This window comes from Ruminococcus bicirculans (ex Wegman et al. 2014) (assembly GCF_000723465.1).
Taxonomy (GTDB): domain Bacteria; phylum Bacillota; class Clostridia; order Oscillospirales; family Ruminococcaceae; genus Hominimerdicola; species Hominimerdicola aceti.
In genome coordinates this window covers 206,726-226,048 of sequence record NZ_HF545616.1, presented here as the reverse complement: position 1 = coordinate 226,048, position 19,323 = coordinate 206,726, and the positions used below count along the sequence as shown (strand labels likewise).

Here is a 19,323-nt window from a genome sequence, read left to right as displayed (position 1 = left end):
GATGCCATACTTTCCTTTTTTTGCGAATATTGAGAATATGCCATGCCTTGTGGTGGGTGGCGGACAGGTAGCTTTGAGAAAGCTCGAAAAGCTTCTTGACTTTTCGCCTATAATAAAGGTGGTGGCATTAAAAGCTTGCGGTGAGATAAGAGAACTTGCAGACCGGGGCATGATAACACTTTTTGAGCGTGCTTTTAAGGACAGCGACATAGACGGCAGTACATTTGTGATAACTGCCACAGGGGACAGAGGCGTAAACAGGCACATTTCTCAGCTTTGCAGGCAAAGGCACATTCCATGCAACGCAGTTGATGACCCTGAGAGCTGTACGTTCTTCTTCCCTGCCATTGTTACAGAGGGGGACGTGTGCATTGGCATTTCAACAGGCGGAAAAAGCCCTACCCTTGCTTCTCACCTGAGAAAGACGATCCAATCGCAGACAGAGGGCAGGCTTGGGGATATATGCAATGTCATGGGAAAAGTCCGTGACTATGCCCTTGAAAATATATCCACGGAGCAGGCTAGGAAAAAGGCTATGGCAGAGGCATTGAAAATATGCCTTGAAAGTGACGTGCTTCCAACAGAGGAACAGCTTATAGAGATGATAAAGGAGCGAAAATGAAACTGAGAGCAGGCACAAGAAAAAGTCCACTTGCAATGGCGCAGACTTATATGGTACTTGACATGATAAAGGCGGCATTTCCTGAGTGTGATACCGAGATAGTCACCTTCACCACAAAGGGCGACAGACAGCTTGACAGACCTCTTGACAAGATAGGCGGCAAGGGTGTGTTCGTCACGGAGATAGAACAGGCTTTGCAAAGCGGAGAAATAGACTTTGCTGTACACAGTGCAAAGGACTTGCCTGTTACGCTGGGCGAGGGGCTGGAGATATCGGGAGTTTGCCCTCGTGGGAACTATCGTGATATGCTTGTGACCAAAAAAGGCGTTGTATTTAACGATTGTGATGTTTTCACTGTTGGCACAGGAAGTCAGCGCAGACGTGGGGGCTTTGCAAGGCTTTATCCTAACGCAAAGTTTTCTGATATAAGAGGCAATGTTGGTACACGCCTTAAAAAACTTTCTGATGGGCTTTATGACGGCATAATACTTTGTGCGGCAGGAACGGAGCGTTTGGGACTTTCCCTTTCGGAATACGAGGTAAAAGAGTTTGAGCCTTGGGAGCTTTTGCCTGCGCCTTGTCAGGCTATAATTGCAGTGGAATGTGCAAAGGAGAGCAAGGCGGCTGAGATAATTTCGCAGGTATCACACAAGGAAACTATGCTCAGGTTTGAAACCGAGCGTGAGGTGATAAGACTTCTGGGTGCGGACTGCACTGTGCCTGTGGGGGCATACAGCGAGATAAATGGGGAAAAGATATCTCTCACTGTTTCAGACGGCAAGGGGCATTTTGCTCAGGGCGAAAAAGAGATAGAAAAAAGATTTGAACTTGTTAAGGAGCTGACTGATAAGCTATGAGCGGCAGAGTTATAATAGCAGGAGCAGGCTGTGGAGATTATGACCTTATCACAATGAGAGGTTATGAGGCTCTGAAAAGCTGTGACGTGGTGATATATGACAGCCTTATAGACAGCCGTTTGCTTGACTTTTGCAAGGACGGTGCGGAGAAAATATGCGTTGGAAAGCGTGCAGGCAGACACAGCTCCACGCAGGAGGAGATAAACACGCTTCTTGTGGAAAAAGCCGCAGAGGGCGGTGTTGTTCTCAGGCTAAAAGGCGGCGACCCTTTTGTGTTCGGCAGAGGGGGCGAGGAGATAACTGCACTCAAAGCCGCAGGCATACCACACAGCCTTATACCGGGGGTGACTTCCTCGGTGGCAGTGCCTGAGCTTGCAGGTATACCGGTGAGCCACAGGGGACTTTCAAGAAGCTTTCATGTTATAACAGGTCACACTGCGAACGACCTGCTCCCTGAGCATTTTGAAAGCTATGCAAAATGCGGTGGAACGCTTATTTTTCTTATGGGGCTTAGAAATCTCCCTGAGATAGCAGGCAGGCTCATTGAAAACGGTATGGGCGAAAATACTCCTGCGGCGGTGATATCAAAGGGTGCTACCCCCGAGCAGAGGGCTGTAAAGGGCTGTCTTGACGACATTGCTGAAAAGGTGAAGAGAGAGGATCTGCCTGCGCCTGCGGTGATAATAGTTGGAGAAACCGCTGGGCTTGATCTTTCGCCTACCTACCTGCCTCCATTGTATGGAGTTTCTGTGGCTGTCACTGCCACAAAGGGGCTTTCAAGGCGGCTTATAAAGTCGCTCAATGCCCTTGGGGCGTATGCTCACCGCTGTGGCGGATTTGAGCTTAGGGAGCTGAACGATGAGGTCACGGAAAAAGCTTTCTCACGGCTTTCAGAGGGCTTTTACAGCCATGTTGCTCTTACAAGTCCAAATGGTGCGGAGATATTTTTGAAAAGGCTCAGAGAAAGCCGTATTGACATAAGAAAGCTAAGCGGAGTGAAGATAGCTGTCATAGGCAAAGGCACTGGGGCGAAGCTTGAAAAGGCTGGGCTTTATGCAGACATAATGCCTGAAAAATTCAACAGCGTGGCTCTTGGAAATATGCTCTCGGACACTCTTACCCCTGAGGACAGGCTTCTTATAGTACGCTCCTCGGAGGGGTCAGCGGAGCTTGTTAAGCCATTGTCTGAAAAATGGCTGAACTTTGATGATGTGCATATTTACGAGCCTGTTTACAGCACAGGCGAGAAGATAGATGATGACTACGCTGTGTTTGCCAGTGCAGGCGGAGTGAGGAGCTTTTTCAGTGGCGGAGGAAGCTTATCAGAGAATACAAAGTGTATCTCCATAGGCGAAGTGACGGCGGCAGAGCTAAAAAAATACGGTATAAATGGTCCTCTGCTTCCAACGGAAAGCACGGCAGAGGGAATAATACAAAAGATACTTTCAGATAAGTGAGAGGAAGATAAAAATGCGAAGATTCAGAAGATTAAGGGCAAACCCAGCAATGAGAAGAATGGTTTGCGAAACAAGATTAAATGCGGCAGACTTTATCTACCCGATTTTTGTGGCAGAGGGCAATGACATCATGAAGCCTGTTGACTCTATGCCAACAGTTTATCAGTATTCTATCGACAATCTGGAGCAGATATTGCCGCAGATAGCAGACAGTGGGATATCGGGCTTGCTTATTTTCGGCATACCAGAGAAAAAGGACGAGCTTGCAACGGAGGCTTACAATGACAAGGGCGTTACACAACAGGCAATAAGATACATCAAAGAGCATTATCCTGACCTGCTTATTATTGCAGACGTTTGTCTTTGCGAATATACCAGCCATGGACACTGCGGAGTTGTAAAGGGCGACAAGATACTCAATGACAGCACTTTGCCGCTTCTGTGCAAAATGGCGGTGAGCCTTGCAAAGGCCGGCGCTGACATTATCGCACCCTCCGACATGATGGACGGCAGAGTTGCGGCAATAAGGGCGGCGCTTGACGAGAATGCTCTTACTGATATCCCTATAATGTCATACAGTGCAAAATTTGCTTCGGGATATTATTCTCCGTTTCGTGACGCCGCAGAATCTGCACCATGCTTTGGCGACAGAAAGTCATATCAGATGGATCCTTGCAACGGACGTGAGGCTCTCCGTGAGATAGAGGACGATATCGAGGAGGGGGCTGACATGGTAATGGTGAAGCCTGCGCTTTGTTATCTTGATATCCTCAGAGCCGCCAGGGACAGATATGATCTGCCGATTGCGGCATACAACGTAAGCGGTGAGTTCTCTATGGTAAAAGCGGCGGCACAGCTTGGCTGGATAGACGAGAAGCGTATCGTTCTTGAAAATCTCACTGCTATAAAGCGAGCAGGTGCGGACATTATCATAACATACCATGCTCTTGACGCCGCAAAATGGATAAAGGAGGACAAGTAATGAACACTTCAAGGTCTGAACAGCTTTACAAAACTGCCTGCGGTTTTATGCCCGGTGGAGTGAACAGCCCTGTTAGAGCCTGCAAGGCGGTTGGCACTGTTCCGCTTTTTATCGACCATGCGAAAGGGTCAAGGATATGGGACGAGGACGGAAACGAGTTCATCGACTATGTATGCTCATGGGGGCCGAACATTCTTGGTCACTGCTGTGAGCCTGTGATAAATGCTGTGAAAGCCGCCTGCGACAAGGGGCTTACCTTCGGTGCTTGCCACAAGGGCGAGATAACCTTGGCGGAGCTTATTAAAAAGCACTTTCCGTCTATGGAAATGCTCAGGCTCGTAAACTCAGGCACGGAAGCTGTCATGAGCGCAATAAGAGCCGCAAGAGGATATACTGGCAGGGACAAGATAATAAAATTCGAGGGCTGTTATCATGGTCACTCGGACGGATTGCTTGTAAAGGCAGGCTCTGGACTTATGACGCAGTCTATCCCATCGGGTGCAGGAGTGACAGAGGGCTGCACAAAGGACACGCTTCTTGCGAAATACAATGACACGGCGTCGGTAGAAAAGCTTTTTGAGGAATACGGCAGCGAGATAGCCGCACTTATCGTTGAACCATGCGCCGCAAACATGGGCGTTGTTCCGCCTGAAAATGGCTTTCTTGAATTTCTAAGAGAGATAACGAAAAAGCACGGCACTGTGCTTATATTTGACGAAGTTATAACGGGCTTCAGGCTTTCAGATGGGGGAGCTTCAAAATATTTCGGAGTTACCCCTGACATGACTACCCTTGGCAAGATAGTGGGCGGAGGAATGCCCCTTGCCTGCTATGGGGGAAAGCTTGAGATAATGCAGTGCGTTGCACCACTAGGCTCTGTTTATCAGGCAGGCACGCTGTCTGGAAACCCATGCGCAGTAGCGGCAGGAATAGAAACTATCAGGCAGATAGAAAGCATACCAAACTTCTATGAGGAGCTTGACAAAAAGTCGGCTATGATAGAGAATGCCATAAGAGAAAAGGGTCTGAACGTGAATCGCTGTGGTTCGCTTATGACGGTATTTTTCAATGACGAGAGAGTGAAAAGCTATGATGAGGCAAGGGCTTGCGACACGGAAAGCTACGGCAGATACTACCGTCATATGCTTCAAAGCGGCATTTACACTGCACCGTCGCAATTCGAGGCGATGTTCGTTTCCTATGCTCACAGTGACGAGGATATAGCAAAGACTATTGAGGCGATAGAGTCTTACAGATAACAAAAAACGGAGCTGTTCAAATCAAGCTGAACAGTTCCGTTTTTTATATTCCATATATGTAGGGGCGAACAGTGTTCGCCCGTTTTGTTTGCCTGACAAACTCATGATATCCACGCAATTTTTGGCTCAATATTCCCAAATGCGGCTTTCAACATAAGTTTGCGAGAAAATCAGGCGGGCGAACGCTGTTCGCCCCTACAATGTGCCAACGTGTTATGCAGAATATTTTTTATATCAGCAAATTCTAGGGAGAAGCTCTCCGCCCGGCTGTGGAAGAAGGGTCTGTGAGCCTATCTCTGTTTTCATTACAACTCTGCCTGCGTTATCCTCTGTGACCTCGCCTATGACAGCGGCGTTCTCTGAGTTTTTGCACTTTCTAAGAGCAGAAACGATATCCTCCGCTTTGTCCTTTGGTGCGAATATAACAAGTCTGCCCTCGCAGGCGAGATACAATGGTTCTAAGCCCAGCATACCGCACACGCCTTTCACCTCGTCTGCCACCGGTATTTTCTCAGCGTCAAGGGTTATTCCCACACCGCTTTGACCTGCTATCTCGTAAAGAACAGTGCCTACACCGCCTCTTGTTGCGTCACGGATAACGTGGATATCGTTTGTAACGTCGAACATTGCTTTTACGTTTGCCCAGAGGGGTGCACAATCGCTTGTTACGTCTGCCTCTATGCCGAACTCGTCACGAGCTAAAAGTATGGTACAGCCGTGTCTGCCGATATCACCTGACACTATAACGGCGTCGCCTGCTTTGGCAAGCTTGCCTGAGGTGTTGGCGTTGTCCATTATCCTGCCTATGCCCGTAGTGGTAATGAAAACGCCGTCTACCTGACCTTTTCCTGCCACCTTGGTATCACCTGCACATATCTCGACACCTGCTTCCTTGGCGGTCTTTGCCATGGCGGCGGCTATCTCCTCAAGCTTATCCATTGGAAAGCCCTCCTCGATAACGAAAGCACATGAGAGATACAAAGGCTTTGCGCCCATGCAGGAAAGGTCGTTCACAGTGCCGCAAATACTTAGCTTGCCGATATTTCCCCCTGCGAATTCGTATGGAGAAACTATAAAGCCGTCTGTGGTGAATGCTATCTTGCCCTTTTCCATGGAAAGCACGGCGGCATCGTCGGCGGTCAGGTCAGGGTTAGCGAAATGCTCCTTAAAAACACGGTCGATAAGCTCGGAAGTCTGCTTTCCTCCTGCGCCGTGGGCAAGGGTAACAAATTTATCTGTCATAATTATTCCTCTTTTCGGATAGTTTATTTTACAAATTGCCATACTGATAATATGCTGAGCAAGCGCCCTCGTTTGACACCATGCACGCACCTATAGGGTGCAGCGGTGTACAGACCTTGCCGAAAACTTTACAATCCGAGGGCTTGCACTTGCCCTGCAAAACATCTCCGCAGCGGCAGGCTGGGTTTGGCTTGCCTGTTATTTTCGGCAGAGCGAATTTCTTTCGTGCGTCAAAGTCAGCATACTCGTCACGGAGTATCATGCCTGACATTGGGATAATACCAAGTCCACGCCACTCGCTGTCGCAGGGGGTCATGACCTTTTCCATAAGCTTTATGGCGGCTGGGTTGCCCTCGGGCTTTACTACTCTAGGATAGCAGTTTCTGAAAAACGGCTCGCCACGCTGAGAAAGCTCTATGGTAACAGCAAGAGCCGTAAGAAGTTCAGCGGCCGTGAAGCCCGTAACAACGCCTGAAACGCCCTTTTTCACAAGCTCCTCGCACACGGCTGTGCCTGTGATAGCGTTGACATGGCCAGGGTACAAAAATGCGTCTGCACTTCCCTCCAAAGCCTTATAAGCATTTGGCATGGTCTTGTTTGCACCAAGAATAGAGAAGTTTTCAAGCCCCAGCTTTTTCGCTTTTTCTACTGCAAGGCAGGCTGATGGGGTGGTGGTCTCAAAGCCAACGGCGAGAAATACCACCTGCTCATCTCTATGGCTTTCGGCATATGAAACTGCGTCAAGGGGCGAATAGACTGTCTTTATTACAGCACCCTTTGACCTTGCTCCTGCAAGGCTCATTTCTGTACCGGGTACTCTTATAAGGTCACCGAAAGTGCATATCTCCGCACCTTTTTCAAGAGCGAGCATACAAGCCTCGTCGATGAAGCCAATGGGAGTAACGCACACAGGACAGCCAGGACCTGAGATAAGCTCAACGCTCTCAGGAAGGAGCTTTCTTATGCCAAGCCTGAAAATCTCGTGGGTGTGAGTGCCGCAGACCTCCATTATGCGAAGCTTTTTGCCGTCCTCACGTTTGTAGGAGCTTATTATCTCCTTTGCATTTTCTATAGTGTTCATTGGATACTCTCCATTATCTCGTCAGTTTCTTCGCTATCGTCAGAGGTTATCTTTGCGATAGCCACCCCTGCGTGTACCATGACATAATCCCCTACTTCGAGATCGTCGATAAGGTCAGCAGATACCTCTCTTTTTGCACCGCTTGCGTCAATAACAGCAGTGCCCTCGTTTACACTTACAACCTTTGCAGATAAACCTACACACATATCAATACCTCCAAAAAAATTTAATCTATATAACAAAATCAGAAATGAGATACACAGGCGACCAAAGGTCGCCCCAGCTTATTGAAAAAGTTCGACAAAAGCGGGACGTCGAGGGCGCCGTCCCCTACAATTGGCGTAAATACGCTGTTTATATGTAGGGGCGAATAGCGTTCGCCTGTTATTTTGGTATTTTTAAACAGCCTCAGGTGACCAAAGGTCGCCCCTACAGAATAAGAAAATCATCGCCGCAGGCGATACCTTAATTCCTCACTCCTCATTCCTCATTCAGATAAAACGCTTGTCCCAAAGCTATACCACCGTCATTGGCAGGCACAAGGCTGTGGATAAGTACTCTAAGCCCCATTTTTTCAAGGCGGCACTTCACCATTTTAAGCAGAAGCTTGTTCTGAAAAACTCCCCCGCTCAGGGCACAGACCTTTACGCCTGTTCTCTTGCTTATGGTCCTGCACGCCTGCACCGTCATATCCGCAAGAAGTGAGTGAAACTCATAGGCAAGGCGGTTTTTATCCTCACCATTTTGCATACCCTGGCAAAGACGCTTGATAAGAGCCTGAGTGCAGAGCATTATCCTGCCCTCTTTTTCGGCAGTGAGCTTTTCCATAGGCTCGTAAATACCGAACGGCTCACGGCTGAATTTTTCTGCCGCAAACTGCAACGCCATGGAAGCTTCACCCTCAAAGGTAGAAGAACGCCTTATGCCAAGCACTGCAGAAGCGGCGTCAAAAAGCCGTCCTGCGCTTGTGGAGCTTACTGCGTTTACTTTTTTCTCTGCCATTATGGACAGAAGCTTGTACTCTTTCGCTGTACAAATACCAAGCTTTTCACAGATCTCTCCGCCCCTTTCCCCATAGGCTGAGCCTGCAATCATTGCGGCGATACGCCAGCCCTCTTTAGAGGAAAGATCGCCACCCACCTGCATGAAGGGCTTTATGCTTCCCATACGCTCAAAGCCTGTGCGGTCGCAGAGAAGTAGCTCTCCTCCCCATATGGTGCCGTCTGTGCCAAAGCCTGTGCCGTCATATGATACGCCTATGACCTTTTCACTATAGTCGTTTTCTGCCATGCAGGATAGGATATGAGCATAGTGGTGCTGGACTTTTTTCAGAGGCAGGTCAAGCCCCTCGGCAAATGCAACTGTATTGTATTTAGGGTGCATATCGCAGACTACGTTTTGCGGTGTTGCTTCCAGAAGTTCGCACATACGCTTTACTGACTCCTCAAGCGCCTTTACAGTGCGGATATCAGCCATATCCCCCACATAGGAAGAGAGATAATAAAGGCTTCCCTTTCTGATACAGAACGTATTTTTAAGTTCACCGCCTATGGCAAGGGTCTGACCTTTATCACTGCATGATGTCATAACAGGCAATGGTGCATATCCTCTTGAACGCCTTATTATGTAAGGCTTGCCCTCAAATGTGTCCATGACAGTATCGTCTGAGCGTATCAAGATACGTCTGTTGTGGGATAATATCAGGTCGCAGAAGCCTGAAATCTCGCTGAGTGCGTCCTCGTCGCTTCGACAAATAGGTGCGCCACGGACGTTTCCGCTGGTCATAACAAGGCTGTCGGTCATTTCCACACCGTCATCGTAATCAAAAAGAAGCAGGTGCAAAGGGGCATAGGGAAGCATTACTCCCACTGTAGGATTATCGGGTGCAACGCTTTCGCAAAGGCTTCCACTAGTTTTTTTATCAAGAAGCACGATAGGCTTTTGCCAGCCTGTGAGAAGCTTTTCCTGCACTTCGCCAAAATCGCACTCACGCCTTGCGGCAGAAATATCCTTCAGCATAACGGCAAGTGGCTTTGCAGGGCGGTTTTTAAGCTCTCTGAGCCTTTTTACTGCGCTCTCGTTTTTTGCGTCACAGCAAAGGTGAAAACCGCCTATGCCTTTGACAGCGATTATCTTCCCTGCCATGACGGCTTCTCTTGTGGCGGTGATAGCCTCAGCGCCTTTCTTTTCACTGCCTATGATATAGACCTCCGGACCGCATTTGTTACAGCACACAGGCTGGGCGTCATAACGCCTTGTGGCAGGGTCGGTGTACTCCTCCTCGCAGTCTTTGCACATTGGAAAGTCAGCCATTGTGGTGCGAACTCTGTCATAGGGCATAGAGTCCATAATAGTGAGCCTTGGGCCGCACTGGGTGCAGTTTATAAAAGGGTGGAGATATCTTCTGTTCGTTTTATCAAAAAGCTCTCCCTTGCATTTTTCGCACACAGCGATGTCAGGGGATACGAAAATATCACCTTTTTCTTTTTCGCTGTCGATTATCTCAAAGCTGTCAAATGGTGGCTCGTCCAAATGGGCGGAAATTATCTCCATTATCACCGAACGCTCAGGGGGACGGCTTTCAAGGGCTTTTTTCAGCTCGTCCACAGCCTTTTCACTGCCCTGTGCGTGTATCTCAACATAAGAGCCTTTGTTTGCCACAGTGCCGCAAAGTCCAAGGTCTGACGCTTCACGGCTGACAAAAGGTCGGAAGCCCACGCCCTGAACGATACCATAAACACGAATCATCTCAGTTTTCATCAGATAAGCTCCCTGACGGTATCCTTTATCTCGTCCTCTGCTTCACTGCTGAGAACGTCTATAAGCACGTCCTCAAACTCCTCACCGTCCTGACCCTCATCTATGGCGGCATTTCTGAGCCTGCCTAACATTCTCACAGTATGCACAGTAGGTCTGCGACGAACGGAGTCCATGAGAATGTTCTCATAACCTCTGCCGTAAAACTGCTCCATATATCTCACCACGGCACTTGTCATGCTTATATCAGCCATGGGGTGTCTTTCGAGAAACCTAAGCAAAGGCAAAACTGCGTTTATGCCCTCGCCACTTTCGTCAAGCTCCTCCATGCAGTTTTCGGCTTCATATTCAAACTCCTCTGAGCCGAGATATTCTTCAAGACGCTCTATAATTTCTTCTGTCATATCTTTTCACTCTCTCCCTGCAAAAGTCTGCCTGAAAGTCCGAAATGCGGAAAGTCTATAAACTCGCCGCTGAAATTTTTCATAACACGTCTGAGGGTCTTGTCTGCGATAACAACGTCATAGTTATCACCAACATTGTCGCAAAGGTCGCTTTCGTCTGCAAGGAAAAAATCACTCTGCTGTGAAAGCCCCTTTTTCTGCATAAAAAACGTTGCCGATGTGCAATGACACTTGCCGCTTTTTTCTGTGATAAGCTTTCTCACAGTGTCAGCCGCTGTTTGGTTATGTATCACAAGGACGTTTTTATCCGTAAATTTATCAGCTTTTTGCACTATCTCCTCAGGCAGACAGCTTCGTGGATATTCTATCTCATAAGGCGTGCCGAACTTTTCTTTGAGATACTCCGCCGCCTTTATTGCCGACGCTGAACAGACTATGTTCATCTCTGCCGCAGCCGCATTTTTCACATCATCAAGGGTGCTTCCCATGCCGTAGCATATAACATTCTCCCAACCCTTTGCCTTATATTCCGCCACTATCCTCTCGGGGCTTATGATACTAAGCTCCAAAGGTGTTGCACCTATAATGCCAAGCCTGCCTTTCTGAACAGGCTTGCTCTCAGTGGCAAAGGTCTTGAAAAGCTCTATCCACACCGGCTCTGAGCCGCTGTCGTAATAGTTCGTGCCTGTACACTCGGCTGTTATGCAAGGAAGTCCTGTTTTCTTCTCTGTCATTCGTTTCAACGCTCTCATATCTGTTGCGATGACAGCAGGCACAGGTGTGCCTATTATGGCGGTGAAAGCAGGTGATATCTGCTCACAGGCTTTGGAGAGCTTTTCGATAAGCCTGTCGTCACGTCCTAAAATTGCGTCCATATCACGAAGCCCCGCGCTGAAAACTGCGCTCTTTTTGGTAAACCACCTTGGCTCGTCAAAGCCACAGACGTTGCCTGCACAGCCGCCTGCGTCGCATATTACCATTAGTCCTCCAAGCTCGTAAAGCACTGCCGATGCACCTGATTGGTCAGGGGCAAAGGGTGACAAAAGCTTCAAAAGATTTTTCATTTATCCTCCGCTCCTTTCCAATCAAGCGCCTTTTCAAGGTCGCAAAACAGCTTTTTTACACCTGCATAGCCAAAAGGCTGGATCTCGTCATTGAAGTCTGCTCCTGCTATGTCAGGGTGATAATAGGCACAATCCTTGCCGATATAAACGTTCACCCTCTCGTCAGGCTCATAAAAGAGCATTGTTGGCGAGAGGTTTGAATATATTTTTGTTTCAGGGGAAAGCTGTGCTATCTTTTTCACAAAGCCGAAATTTCGCTCCCCCACAGTGCCGAATATCTCCGCCACCTTGAAGCCGTATCTTATAAGAGCCAATGCCATTTCTATAGGGTCGCAGTTGGAAAACTCGCCCACTGCAAAGCACAGCCCTTTATGCTTTTCTCTGAAATCATCTATAAGAGCCATTGTCTGCTCATAATACTCTTTATCGCAAAGCTCCGTTCCTATCGCCTGACCCAGCAGACGATACTGCGTAGATATCTTATCAGCCTGAAAAACTCTCGCAAGCTCTATAAAAGGTATGTTAAGCTCCTGCTCCATTTGCTGGGCGGCATATCTTGCTTCCGCATTGAGTACAAGAGAAAAATTTGCCTGCGACATTTTTTCATATTCCTCGAAGGTATCACACCTTGAAAGCTCTCTTATGGTCTTTACGCCTGCACTTTTCAGCAGGCTGTAAAGCTCGCAATCTTCCTGCAAGGGTGAGAAATAACCGAGGATATTCACCTCGTCAGACTTTCTCTTGCGAGGTTTCAAAAGGGAATACACCGATTTTCGCACTGAAGCCATAGGGGGCAGACGCTTTTCCCTTGTGAGGGCATACATATAGCATGGCACAACAGGCACGCCTGCTCGGTCGCTGGATTTTCTGCACACTCTGTCCATATCAGTGCCGAGGAGAGCGTCAACGCAGGTTATACATATCATCACCGCCGAGGGAGTGTAATCAAGGCTTTGACATACCTCCTCCACGGCTTTCGGTATCTTTGTAAGGTGCCTGCCTGTGACGATATCGGTATCGTCAAGAAGCAGGTAGAAAAATCTGTCGCCGTAGCCGCTTTCCGCACTGAGCATAGTGGTGTTTCGCCCACAGCAGGCAGGAGCCACAAGAAGCATAACCGAATTTGGCACTGCAAGTCCTGCTCTTTTTACACCAAAGCCCTGCGCTCCCGGTGAATTGAACGCCAATGTTGCAGGGGAGCTGTAGATAAGGTGCTTTGCCGAAAGAAGCTCGTCAGGGATATTATCTTTTCCCTTTTGGGCAAGCTCCGCCGCCGTTATGTAAAACGCTTTAGTCATCGTTGTCCTCCTGCATAAGGGTCTGGGCAAGCTTCAAAAAGCATTTTGCCGCCTGACAGTCAGGCTCGCCCTCTATGACGGTCATGCCCTTATCCTCACATCTGATGATATCGTCGCTTCTTGGTATATCCGCAACGATATCAAGCCCTGCACTTTCTGCAAAGGCTCTGACCTTTTCTTCCTCGTCCTCAACGTTTCGCCTGTTCATGACGATACCACGAACTTTTGCATAGCTTCTGTCGGCAAAGTTTTTCACCGCACTGTTTATATTATTTGCGGCATACAATGCCATTTTCTCGCCTGAGGTGACGATAAGCACCTTTGAAGCGTAGCCCTCTCTGATAGGTGCGGCGAAACCTCCGCACACAACGTCTCCGAGAACGTCATAAAGCACAACGTCAGGCTTATATTTTTCAAAAAGCTTCAAGTCTTCAAGCAGGCTGAAGGTGGTGATTATACCTCTGCCTGCACAGCCAAGTCCGGGGGTAGGACCGCCTGTTTCTATACAAAGCACTCCGCCATAGCCCTCTTTTGATATCTCCTCTATGCTCTCAGGCTCATCGTCATGCTCTCTGAGATAATTCATCACAGGCATAACAGGCTCGCCACCAAGAAGATTTATGGTGGAGTCAGCCTTTGGGTCACAGCCAATTTGTATAACTCTTTTTCCAAGACTTGCAAATGCGGCGGCAAGGTTTCCCGTAACTGTGGATTTTCCTATTCCGCCCTTTCCGTAAACGGCTATTTTTATCATAAAAGTATCCGTGCGAAAGCACGTTCCTCCTTTTTATAGGTTAAGTTTTTTGCTTACATCTTTATCTATCAGATCGGGAATATCTTTAAGAAAACATCTTCCCGAAAAAGCAACGTGTGGCAGTGAAACAAAGCTTGCCACTTTGCATATAGGTCTGAAAAGCGGGTCTGCTATGACGGTCTTATGCTGTGAAAAAAGCTTTTCAAGCTCTGCTTCTTCCTCGCAGAAAATGTCCGTCCCTGACAGCACCTCGCTGTTTCTTATGCCAACTGTCGCCACAGTTTTTGCGCCAAGTTCAGCCCCTAGGGAAGAAGCAAAAACGCTTTCCCCCGCAACTATCATATGAGCATTCTCTACAGCTTTTTCACCGCAGGAATTTATACAAACGCCCTCTGACACTGCTCTTTTCAGGTCAGCGGAAAGCTTTTTGGAAAAGCTTTTCCCCACAGGCACGCCCACTACATATGGCACTCCATAGGTATCAAAAAGATACTTTGCCACAGCTATCCCGTCTGATGATATAACAAGGCTTACAGCCGCCTGTGGTGCGGTAGAGATCTCATCAAGACTGCTGTCCATAGCAAAACAGCTTTGCACTGAAAAGCCGTTATCCAAAAGCCACTTTTTTATGGAGCTTACGCTTGTATTCACCGAAAAGTCAAGGGGCGTTGCACCAATAATATTCACTGAATTTGCCTGCTTTTCTTTTCCCTCACGGCAGAAAAGCTTTGCAATATTAAGGAAAGCTCCCTCTGCTCCTTGAAGATAGGAATGAGTGCCGTTGGTATCAACGAAAAATGTGGTCAGACCCGTTTCACGCTCTATCTCCTCGGCGGCCGCACTGTAGTCAAAGCCTGTCATTGCAGGCATTGGCGAACCGCAAATGGCTATGAATTTGGGTGAAAGCTCACCTGCCGCTTTTGCCACATCACGAATGAACTTGCTGTCATTGCCCATAACGGCGTCCGCTTCTGTTAGTGCAGAAATATATATCATGCTTTTGCGGTCATACCAGCGTGGCTCGTCATGGGTGGCGTAGGTGGAGTTACAGCCCGAAGCGTCATGGACGACGGTCATTCCACCAAGCTCATAAAGTGCCGAGCATACTCCCGAAGTATCCGCCGCATATATGGATATCACTTTTGCATTCATAGACAGCTTTCACACCCCCAGCCCTTGTGTTGTATCACCTTACGTCTGTCCTTTTTGTTTACTGCTCCCTCAGCCATAAGCTCTGCAAGCCTTTTTATGCCCTCGAAGCCGTATCCACCGCCCCCTGCGACAATATCAACGAAGTTATCAGTCTGGCAGAAAAACGCCGCTTTCTGACCTATGGCAAGATATTTTTCTTCGCACTGTGAAAACTCCATTTTCACATTCACAGTAGGGAGAATTTCAAGGTCATGGCAATGGGCTTTCAGCCACTCAAAATCTGCCCTTTCCTCCTCTGAAAAGCTGTCGGCATAGCAACGCTTCACATTGAAGCCTTTCTCTGCAAGAAGTCTGCAAAAGTCAAGGGGTCTTGGCAGAGCAGTATAATCCACGGCTATAGGCATATTCTCCACTATCTCAAGGGCATTTGCAAGAGCCTTGTCGGCGGCTTCTCTGTCAGCAGAAAAGTCAGGCGTTTTCACACCAAGCTGGGTGCAAAGCCTGCTGTAATTTCCCTCTATCTCATCATAGCCATAGCACAAGGGCAGATACAAATGCTTTGTGCCAAGTCGCTTTTCAAGTTCCTCTCCTGACGGCTTTGCCGTGGGAATATAGGTGATATTCAAAGAGCTTTCCGCCATGGAGAGATACTCCTCATAGGTCTTGCACTTTGTTATGTCAAGAAGCTCAAAGCCTGCTGAATTTATTATTTTTACAAGCTCGGAGGCTTCGTCCGTGGCTCTGTCACAGCCTATTATAGCCGCCGTTTTAGGCTTCTTTTCGCACTTTTCAAGTGGCTCGTAAAGCTGTTTTCTCATAAGGCTGTCAGGAGAGATAGATTTTCTCATGGTTGGCGTCATGTAGCAATCTATAAAATGCACCTGCGGAAACAATGCCGAAAGCTCGTCTATTATCATTTTGAAGTCACAGCCTGCAAAAAGGTGAACACAGCTTAGAAAAATCAAAACGCATTTTGGCTTTTCCTCAAGCCTGTTTATTATATCCCTCACTCCGTCTATAACGTCCTGCTCCATTGTGCCGTCATACAGATCCTGCTCAGAAACAGTCACCCATGACATTCTGTCCATGGCGTTCATTTCTGCCGCCGTGAGGATAACGCCCCTTAGACAGCCCTGTGCGCAGACAAATATCTGCCTTGACTCAGGGATAAGCATACCGGTATGGACGATATTCCACACTCCCCTTGTGGGGGGATTATATTCAAGACCGCTTTCAAAAGGCGCAGGAAAAGCCGCCTTCGTTATATTTATGCCGCTCTCTTTTATCATTTTTCTTCTCCCATACCGCAAAGCTCGGCTATCTTATCCGCCAATGCTCTATACTGCTCTGCCGCAGTGCTGTCAGGAAAAGCTTCCATGACAGTTTTGCGTATATCCTCCGCTTCGCTCACAAGTTCACTTCTATCTATCTCGGCTATCACAGAGCTGTGAAAATCAGCCGCAAGCTCTGCCGCTTTTTCCTCCTCGTTTTTTACGTTGCGTTTATTAAGGATAAAACCGCCAAGTGAAGCATATCCACGGCTTTTGAAATTTTCCACCGCCATTGCGATGTTTGCGGCGGCATATACAGACATACTCTCGCCTGATGTGATGATAAACACCTTATCGGCATAGCCCTTTCGCATTGGCATTGAAAAGCCTCCGCACACCACATCTCCGAGAACGTCATAGATAACAACGTCAGGCTGATATTTTTCATATGCGCCCTTTTTTTCAAGCTCCTCCAAAGCGGCGATTATACCTCTGCCTGCACAGCCAAGCCCCGGCACCGGACCGCCTGCTTCAACGCACACAACACCGTTATAGCCTACCCTTACCATATCTTCAAGGTCAAAGCTTTCGCCTTTTCGCACAAGGTCAAGAACGGTGGGTATCCTCTCTCCCCCATGGAGAAATATGGTGGAGTCAGCCTTTGGGTCACAGCCTATCTGCATGACCTTCAGCCCTTTTTGTGCAAGTGCAGCACTGACGTTTGATGCCGCCGTTGACTTTCCTATTCCGCCTTTTCCGTAAAAAGCAAGCTTTATCATTATCTGTGATCTCCTCTTGATATCTTTATTTTATAGCCTATGGACTCCATTCGTCTTTCAAGGCAAGCCCTGCACTGTGCTGACTCGTCACCTGTGCATATCTTGTTGTCATAGAGCATATATTTTTTTCTCACTGCCACAGGGGACAGATTCGGCATTATAACGTTCGCACCTGACAGCACCCCTTGTTCTCTCCCTTTGGGATCAATAGTGCCAAGGGCTGTGGTGGCAGGCAAAAGAACGTCGGGGAGCATTATCCTGCAAATGCTCAGCAGAAAGAGAGTAAGCTCATATGAGCCTTGTGGACAGCTTCTGAAAGGCGTGTCCTTATGTGGGAGAAAAGGTCCAATGCCTATCATTTCGGGCTTGAAACCGCACATAAACTCCATATCCTCAGCAAGGCACTCCACCGTCTGATAAGGTGAGCCTATCATCATTCCACAGCCTGTCTGATAGCCTATCTCTTTAAGATCTGAAAGACACTCCATTCGGTTTTTCCAAGACATTTCGGCTGGGTGTAGCTTTTTGTAATGCTCCTCGTCGGCAGTTTCGTGCCTGAGCAGATACCGGTCTGCACCTGCCTTAAAAAATGCCTCATAGTCCTCACGGCTTTTCTCGCCTAGGGATAATGTTACTGCACAATCAGGGTGACGTTTTTTTATCTCGCTGACGATACCACAGAGCATTTCTCTGTCATAGAAAGCGTCCTCACCGCTTTGAAGCACAAAGGTACGGAAGCCATAGCCGTAGCCCTCGTCACAGCACTGCAAGATCTCCTCGGCGGTGAGCCTGTATCTGCTCACGTTGCCGTTTGAGCGCCTTATTCCGCAGTAAAGGCAATCGTTTTTGCAGATGTTTGAAAACTCCACTATGCCCCTTATGTAGATATCCCTGCCGAATATTTCCTGCGAAATGCACCTTGCAAGCTCTGCGGCATAGGCTCTGTCGCTCTCGTCATATTCTTTTATAAGCTTCACCCACTCTTCATGGGAAAGCTTTTTCTCGCAGTTTAGTTTATCAATAAGTTCTCTGACCGCCATTGTGATCTTCAAGCTCCTTTACAAGATGCGGAAACACTTCTATGCTCCGTTTGAGAATACCCTTCATATAGGCAATTGCAATGCCGTAATTTGTGAACGGCACGTCTGCGTCACAAGCACATTTCATTCTGTAGGTAAGCTCTTTTGAGCCTAACATACAGCCGCCACAATGTATACAAAGCGCAAAGTCTGAAAGCTCCTCTGGGAAGCCGTGACCTGAGGACAATGTTATATCAAGTTCCTTGCCTGTGTATTCTTTCAGCCAGTTTGGAAGCTTCACAGAGCCTATATCACCGCACTGTCTGTGATGTGTACAGCCCTCTGAAATAAGCACCTTGTCACCGTCTTTAAGATCGTCGATAGCTTTCACGCCCTTTACTGCGGCGTCAAGAAAGCCCTTATATCTAGCCATAAGGATAGAAAACGAGGTGAGAGGGATATCCTCGGGAGTATCCTTTGAAACTCTTGCGAAAGCCTGACTATCCGTTATAACAAGTGCAGGCTTCTCTATCCTGCCAAGCACTCCTGAAAGCTCAGTTTCTCTTACCACCACTGCACAGGCGTTTGCTTCAAGAACATCTCTTATCGCCTGCTGTTGTGGCAGGATAAGCCTGCCCTTTGGTGCAGCGCTATCGATAGGGGTGACAAGCACCACCATATCGTCAGGCTTTATAAGGTCGCCCACAAGCTTCATTGTCATGGTGTCTGTTTCAGTAAGCTTTGCAACGGCGTTTTTAAGCTCCTCTATGCCTGTTTTCTCTTTTGCGCTGACGTACACTGCGCCCTCCTCTTTTGGGATATCAGTGAGCAGGTCGGCTTTGTTTTTGGCTATAATAAAGGGTATGTTTTTCTCTTTGAATATTGAGATAAGCTGTTTTTCGCAGTCGCCAAGGGGCAAGATGCAATCGGTAACAAGAACGGCGCAATCTGTTCTGTTTAGTATCTGCTTAGTTTTCTTCACACGAAGCTCTCCAAGCTCGCCCTCGTCGTCAAAGCCAGGGGTATCTATTATCACAACAGGGCCAAGGGGCAAAAGCTCCATTGCCTTTGTAACAGGGTCGGTGGTAGTGCCTTTCGTATCGGATACCACTGCAAGATCCTGATTTGTTACTGCATTCACAACGCTTGATTTTCCTGCGTTTCGTCTGCCGAAAAAACCTATATGTATACGTTCTCCGCTTGGTGCGTCATTAAGTCCCATTGCAAAAGCTCCTCTCAAAAAAATAAGCCATACCCCTGAGGATACAGCTTTGATAACAAAAAAGGCTATGCTTGCTCATAAAAAACCTAATCCACGGGCGAAC

The 19,323-nt window shown here is 47.9% G+C and carries 18 protein-coding genes; 5 read left to right on the top strand and 13 right to left on the bottom strand.

The features are described from left to right. Nucleotide 1 precedes the first annotated feature (1 nt). The 5 genes from RBI_RS00950 to hemL are packed head-to-tail and all read left to right on the top strand — an operon-like array spanning nucleotide 2 to nucleotide 5,177. Entirely contained in the window at nucleotides 2–622 is a 621-nt protein-coding gene (locus RBI_RS00950; protein ID WP_038670369.1) for a precorrin-2 dehydrogenase/sirohydrochlorin ferrochelatase family protein, read from the top strand. After that, nucleotides 619–1,479: a hydroxymethylbilane synthase gene (hemC, locus tag RBI_RS00945; RefSeq protein WP_038670368.1), complete on the top strand. Its 861-nt coding sequence runs from the start codon at nucleotides 619–621 to the stop codon at nucleotides 1,477–1,479. Before RBI_RS00950 ends, hemC begins: the two co-directional genes overlap by 4 nt. Continuing rightward, on the top strand, nucleotides 1,476–2,936 hold the full coding sequence (cobA, locus tag RBI_RS00940) for a uroporphyrinogen-III C-methyltransferase (RefSeq protein WP_038670366.1): 1,461 nt from the start codon (nucleotides 1,476–1,478) through the stop codon (nucleotides 2,934–2,936). Before hemC ends, cobA begins: the two co-directional genes overlap by 4 nt. 13 nt (nucleotides 2,937–2,949) lie before the next feature. Next, a complete protein-coding gene (gene hemB, locus RBI_RS00935; protein ID WP_038670364.1) occupies nucleotides 2,950–3,918 on the top strand; it encodes a porphobilinogen synthase in 969 nt (322 codons plus the stop codon). Further along, nucleotides 3,918–5,177, top strand: coding sequence for a glutamate-1-semialdehyde 2,1-aminomutase (hemL, locus tag RBI_RS00930; protein WP_038670362.1), 1,260 nt, complete (start codon nucleotides 3,918–3,920; stop codon nucleotides 5,175–5,177). Before hemB ends, hemL begins: the two co-directional genes overlap by 1 nt. A 234-nt stretch (nucleotides 5,178–5,411) precedes the next feature. On the opposite strand, the gene hypE is transcribed toward hemL, so the two are convergent. From hypE to hydF, 13 genes are all read right to left on the bottom strand, one after another. After that, nucleotides 5,412–6,419: a hydrogenase expression/formation protein HypE gene (gene hypE / locus RBI_RS00925; protein WP_038670360.1), complete on the bottom strand. Its 1,008-nt coding sequence runs from the start codon at nucleotides 6,417–6,419 to the stop codon at nucleotides 5,412–5,414. A gap of 28 nt (nucleotides 6,420–6,447) precedes the next feature. Further along, nucleotides 6,448–7,500 (bottom strand): hydrogenase formation protein HypD, encoded by a 1,053-nt coding sequence (gene hypD / locus RBI_RS00920; protein ID WP_038670358.1) that lies wholly within the window; start codon nucleotides 7,498–7,500, stop codon nucleotides 6,448–6,450. Beyond that, nucleotides 7,497–7,706, bottom strand: coding sequence for a HypC/HybG/HupF family hydrogenase formation chaperone (locus RBI_RS00915; protein ID WP_022287101.1), 210 nt, complete (start codon nucleotides 7,704–7,706; stop codon nucleotides 7,497–7,499). Before RBI_RS00915 ends, hypD begins: the two co-directional genes overlap by 4 nt. 274 nt (nucleotides 7,707–7,980) lie before the next feature. Beyond that, nucleotides 7,981–10,260 carry a carbamoyltransferase HypF gene (hypF, locus tag RBI_RS00910; RefSeq protein WP_038670356.1) on the bottom strand — a complete coding sequence of 760 codons (2,280 nt, stop codon included), beginning with the start codon at nucleotides 10,258–10,260 and terminating at the stop codon, nucleotides 7,981–7,983. Then, nucleotides 10,260–10,661, bottom strand: coding sequence for a hypothetical protein (locus RBI_RS00905; RefSeq protein ID WP_022287103.1), 402 nt, complete (start codon nucleotides 10,659–10,661; stop codon nucleotides 10,260–10,262). The genes hypF and RBI_RS00905 overlap by 1 nt, the downstream gene beginning before the upstream one ends. Beyond that, nucleotides 10,658–11,725, bottom strand: coding sequence for a nitrogenase component 1 (locus tag RBI_RS00900; protein WP_038670354.1), 1,068 nt, complete (start codon nucleotides 11,723–11,725; stop codon nucleotides 10,658–10,660). The genes RBI_RS00905 and RBI_RS00900 overlap by 4 nt, the downstream gene beginning before the upstream one ends. Continuing rightward, nucleotides 11,722–13,023, bottom strand: coding sequence for a nitrogenase component 1 (locus RBI_RS00895; RefSeq protein WP_038670351.1), 1,302 nt, complete (start codon nucleotides 13,021–13,023; stop codon nucleotides 11,722–11,724). Before RBI_RS00895 ends, RBI_RS00900 begins: the two co-directional genes overlap by 4 nt. Further along, a complete protein-coding gene (locus tag RBI_RS00890; RefSeq protein ID WP_038670349.1) occupies nucleotides 13,016–13,777 on the bottom strand; it encodes an AAA family ATPase in 762 nt (253 codons plus the stop codon). Before RBI_RS00890 ends, RBI_RS00895 begins: the two co-directional genes overlap by 8 nt. A gap of 33 nt (nucleotides 13,778–13,810) precedes the next feature. After that, nucleotides 13,811–14,929 carry a nitrogenase component 1 gene (locus RBI_RS00885; RefSeq protein WP_038670347.1) on the bottom strand — a complete coding sequence of 373 codons (1,119 nt, stop codon included), beginning with the start codon at nucleotides 14,927–14,929 and terminating at the stop codon, nucleotides 13,811–13,813. Beyond that, on the bottom strand, nucleotides 14,926–16,218 hold the full coding sequence (locus RBI_RS00880; protein WP_038670345.1) for a nitrogenase component 1: 1,293 nt from the start codon (nucleotides 16,216–16,218) through the stop codon (nucleotides 14,926–14,928). The genes RBI_RS00885 and RBI_RS00880 overlap by 4 nt, the downstream gene beginning before the upstream one ends. After that, on the bottom strand, nucleotides 16,215–16,979 hold the full coding sequence (locus tag RBI_RS00875; protein WP_038670343.1) for a nitrogenase iron protein NifH: 765 nt from the start codon (nucleotides 16,977–16,979) through the stop codon (nucleotides 16,215–16,217). The genes RBI_RS00880 and RBI_RS00875 overlap by 4 nt, the downstream gene beginning before the upstream one ends. Next, nucleotides 16,979–18,019, bottom strand: coding sequence for a [FeFe] hydrogenase H-cluster radical SAM maturase HydE (hydE, locus tag RBI_RS00870; RefSeq protein WP_038670341.1), 1,041 nt, complete (start codon nucleotides 18,017–18,019; stop codon nucleotides 16,979–16,981). Before hydE ends, RBI_RS00875 begins: the two co-directional genes overlap by 1 nt. After that, a complete protein-coding gene (gene hydF, locus RBI_RS00865; protein ID WP_038670340.1) occupies nucleotides 17,997–19,220 on the bottom strand; it encodes a [FeFe] hydrogenase H-cluster maturation GTPase HydF in 1,224 nt (407 codons plus the stop codon). Before hydF ends, hydE begins: the two co-directional genes overlap by 23 nt. Nucleotides 19,221–19,323: the final 103 nt, after the last annotated feature.

What these genes read in the sequence shown, in the direction of transcription:
- RBI_RS00950 (WP_038670369.1), top strand. Translation starts at nt 2, where the DNA reads ATGCCATACTTTCCTTTTTTTGCGAATATTGAGAATATGCCATGCCTT.
- hemC (WP_038670368.1), top strand. Translation starts at nt 619, where the DNA reads ATGAAACTGAGAGCAGGCACAAGAAAAAGTCCACTTGCAATGGCGCAG.
- cobA (WP_038670366.1), top strand. Translation starts at nt 1,476, where the DNA reads ATGAGCGGCAGAGTTATAATAGCAGGAGCAGGCTGTGGAGATTATGAC.
- hemB (WP_038670364.1), top strand. Translation starts at nt 2,950, where the DNA reads ATGCGAAGATTCAGAAGATTAAGGGCAAACCCAGCAATGAGAAGAATG.
- hemL (WP_038670362.1), top strand. Translation starts at nt 3,918, where the DNA reads ATGAACACTTCAAGGTCTGAACAGCTTTACAAAACTGCCTGCGGTTTT.
- hypE (WP_038670360.1), bottom strand. Translation starts at nt 6,419, where the DNA reads ATGACAGATAAATTTGTTACCCTTGCCCACGGCGCAGGAGGAAAGCAG.
- hypD (WP_038670358.1), bottom strand. Translation starts at nt 7,500, where the DNA reads ATGAACACTATAGAAAATGCAAAGGAGATAATAAGCTCCTACAAACGT.
- RBI_RS00915 (WP_022287101.1), bottom strand. Translation starts at nt 7,706, where the DNA reads ATGTGTGTAGGTTTATCTGCAAAGGTTGTAAGTGTAAACGAGGGCACT.
- hypF (WP_038670356.1), bottom strand. Translation starts at nt 10,260, where the DNA reads ATGAAAACTGAGATGATTCGTGTTTATGGTATCGTTCAGGGCGTGGGC.
- RBI_RS00905 (WP_022287103.1), bottom strand. Translation starts at nt 10,661, where the DNA reads ATGACAGAAGAAATTATAGAGCGTCTTGAAGAATATCTCGGCTCAGAG.
- RBI_RS00900 (WP_038670354.1), bottom strand. Translation starts at nt 11,725, where the DNA reads ATGAAAAATCTTTTGAAGCTTTTGTCACCCTTTGCCCCTGACCAATCA.
- RBI_RS00895 (WP_038670351.1), bottom strand. Translation starts at nt 13,023, where the DNA reads ATGACTAAAGCGTTTTACATAACGGCGGCGGAGCTTGCCCAAAAGGGA.
- RBI_RS00890 (WP_038670349.1), bottom strand. Translation starts at nt 13,777, where the DNA reads ATGATAAAAATAGCCGTTTACGGAAAGGGCGGAATAGGAAAATCCACA.
- RBI_RS00885 (WP_038670347.1), bottom strand. Translation starts at nt 14,929, where the DNA reads ATGAATGCAAAAGTGATATCCATATATGCGGCGGATACTTCGGGAGTA.
- RBI_RS00880 (WP_038670345.1), bottom strand. Translation starts at nt 16,218, where the DNA reads ATGATAAAAGAGAGCGGCATAAATATAACGAAGGCGGCTTTTCCTGCG.
- RBI_RS00875 (WP_038670343.1), bottom strand. Translation starts at nt 16,979, where the DNA reads ATGATAAAGCTTGCTTTTTACGGAAAAGGCGGAATAGGAAAGTCAACG.
- hydE (WP_038670341.1), bottom strand. Translation starts at nt 18,019, where the DNA reads ATGGCGGTCAGAGAACTTATTGATAAACTAAACTGCGAGAAAAAGCTT.
- hydF (WP_038670340.1), bottom strand. Translation starts at nt 19,220, where the DNA reads ATGGGACTTAATGACGCACCAAGCGGAGAACGTATACATATAGGTTTT.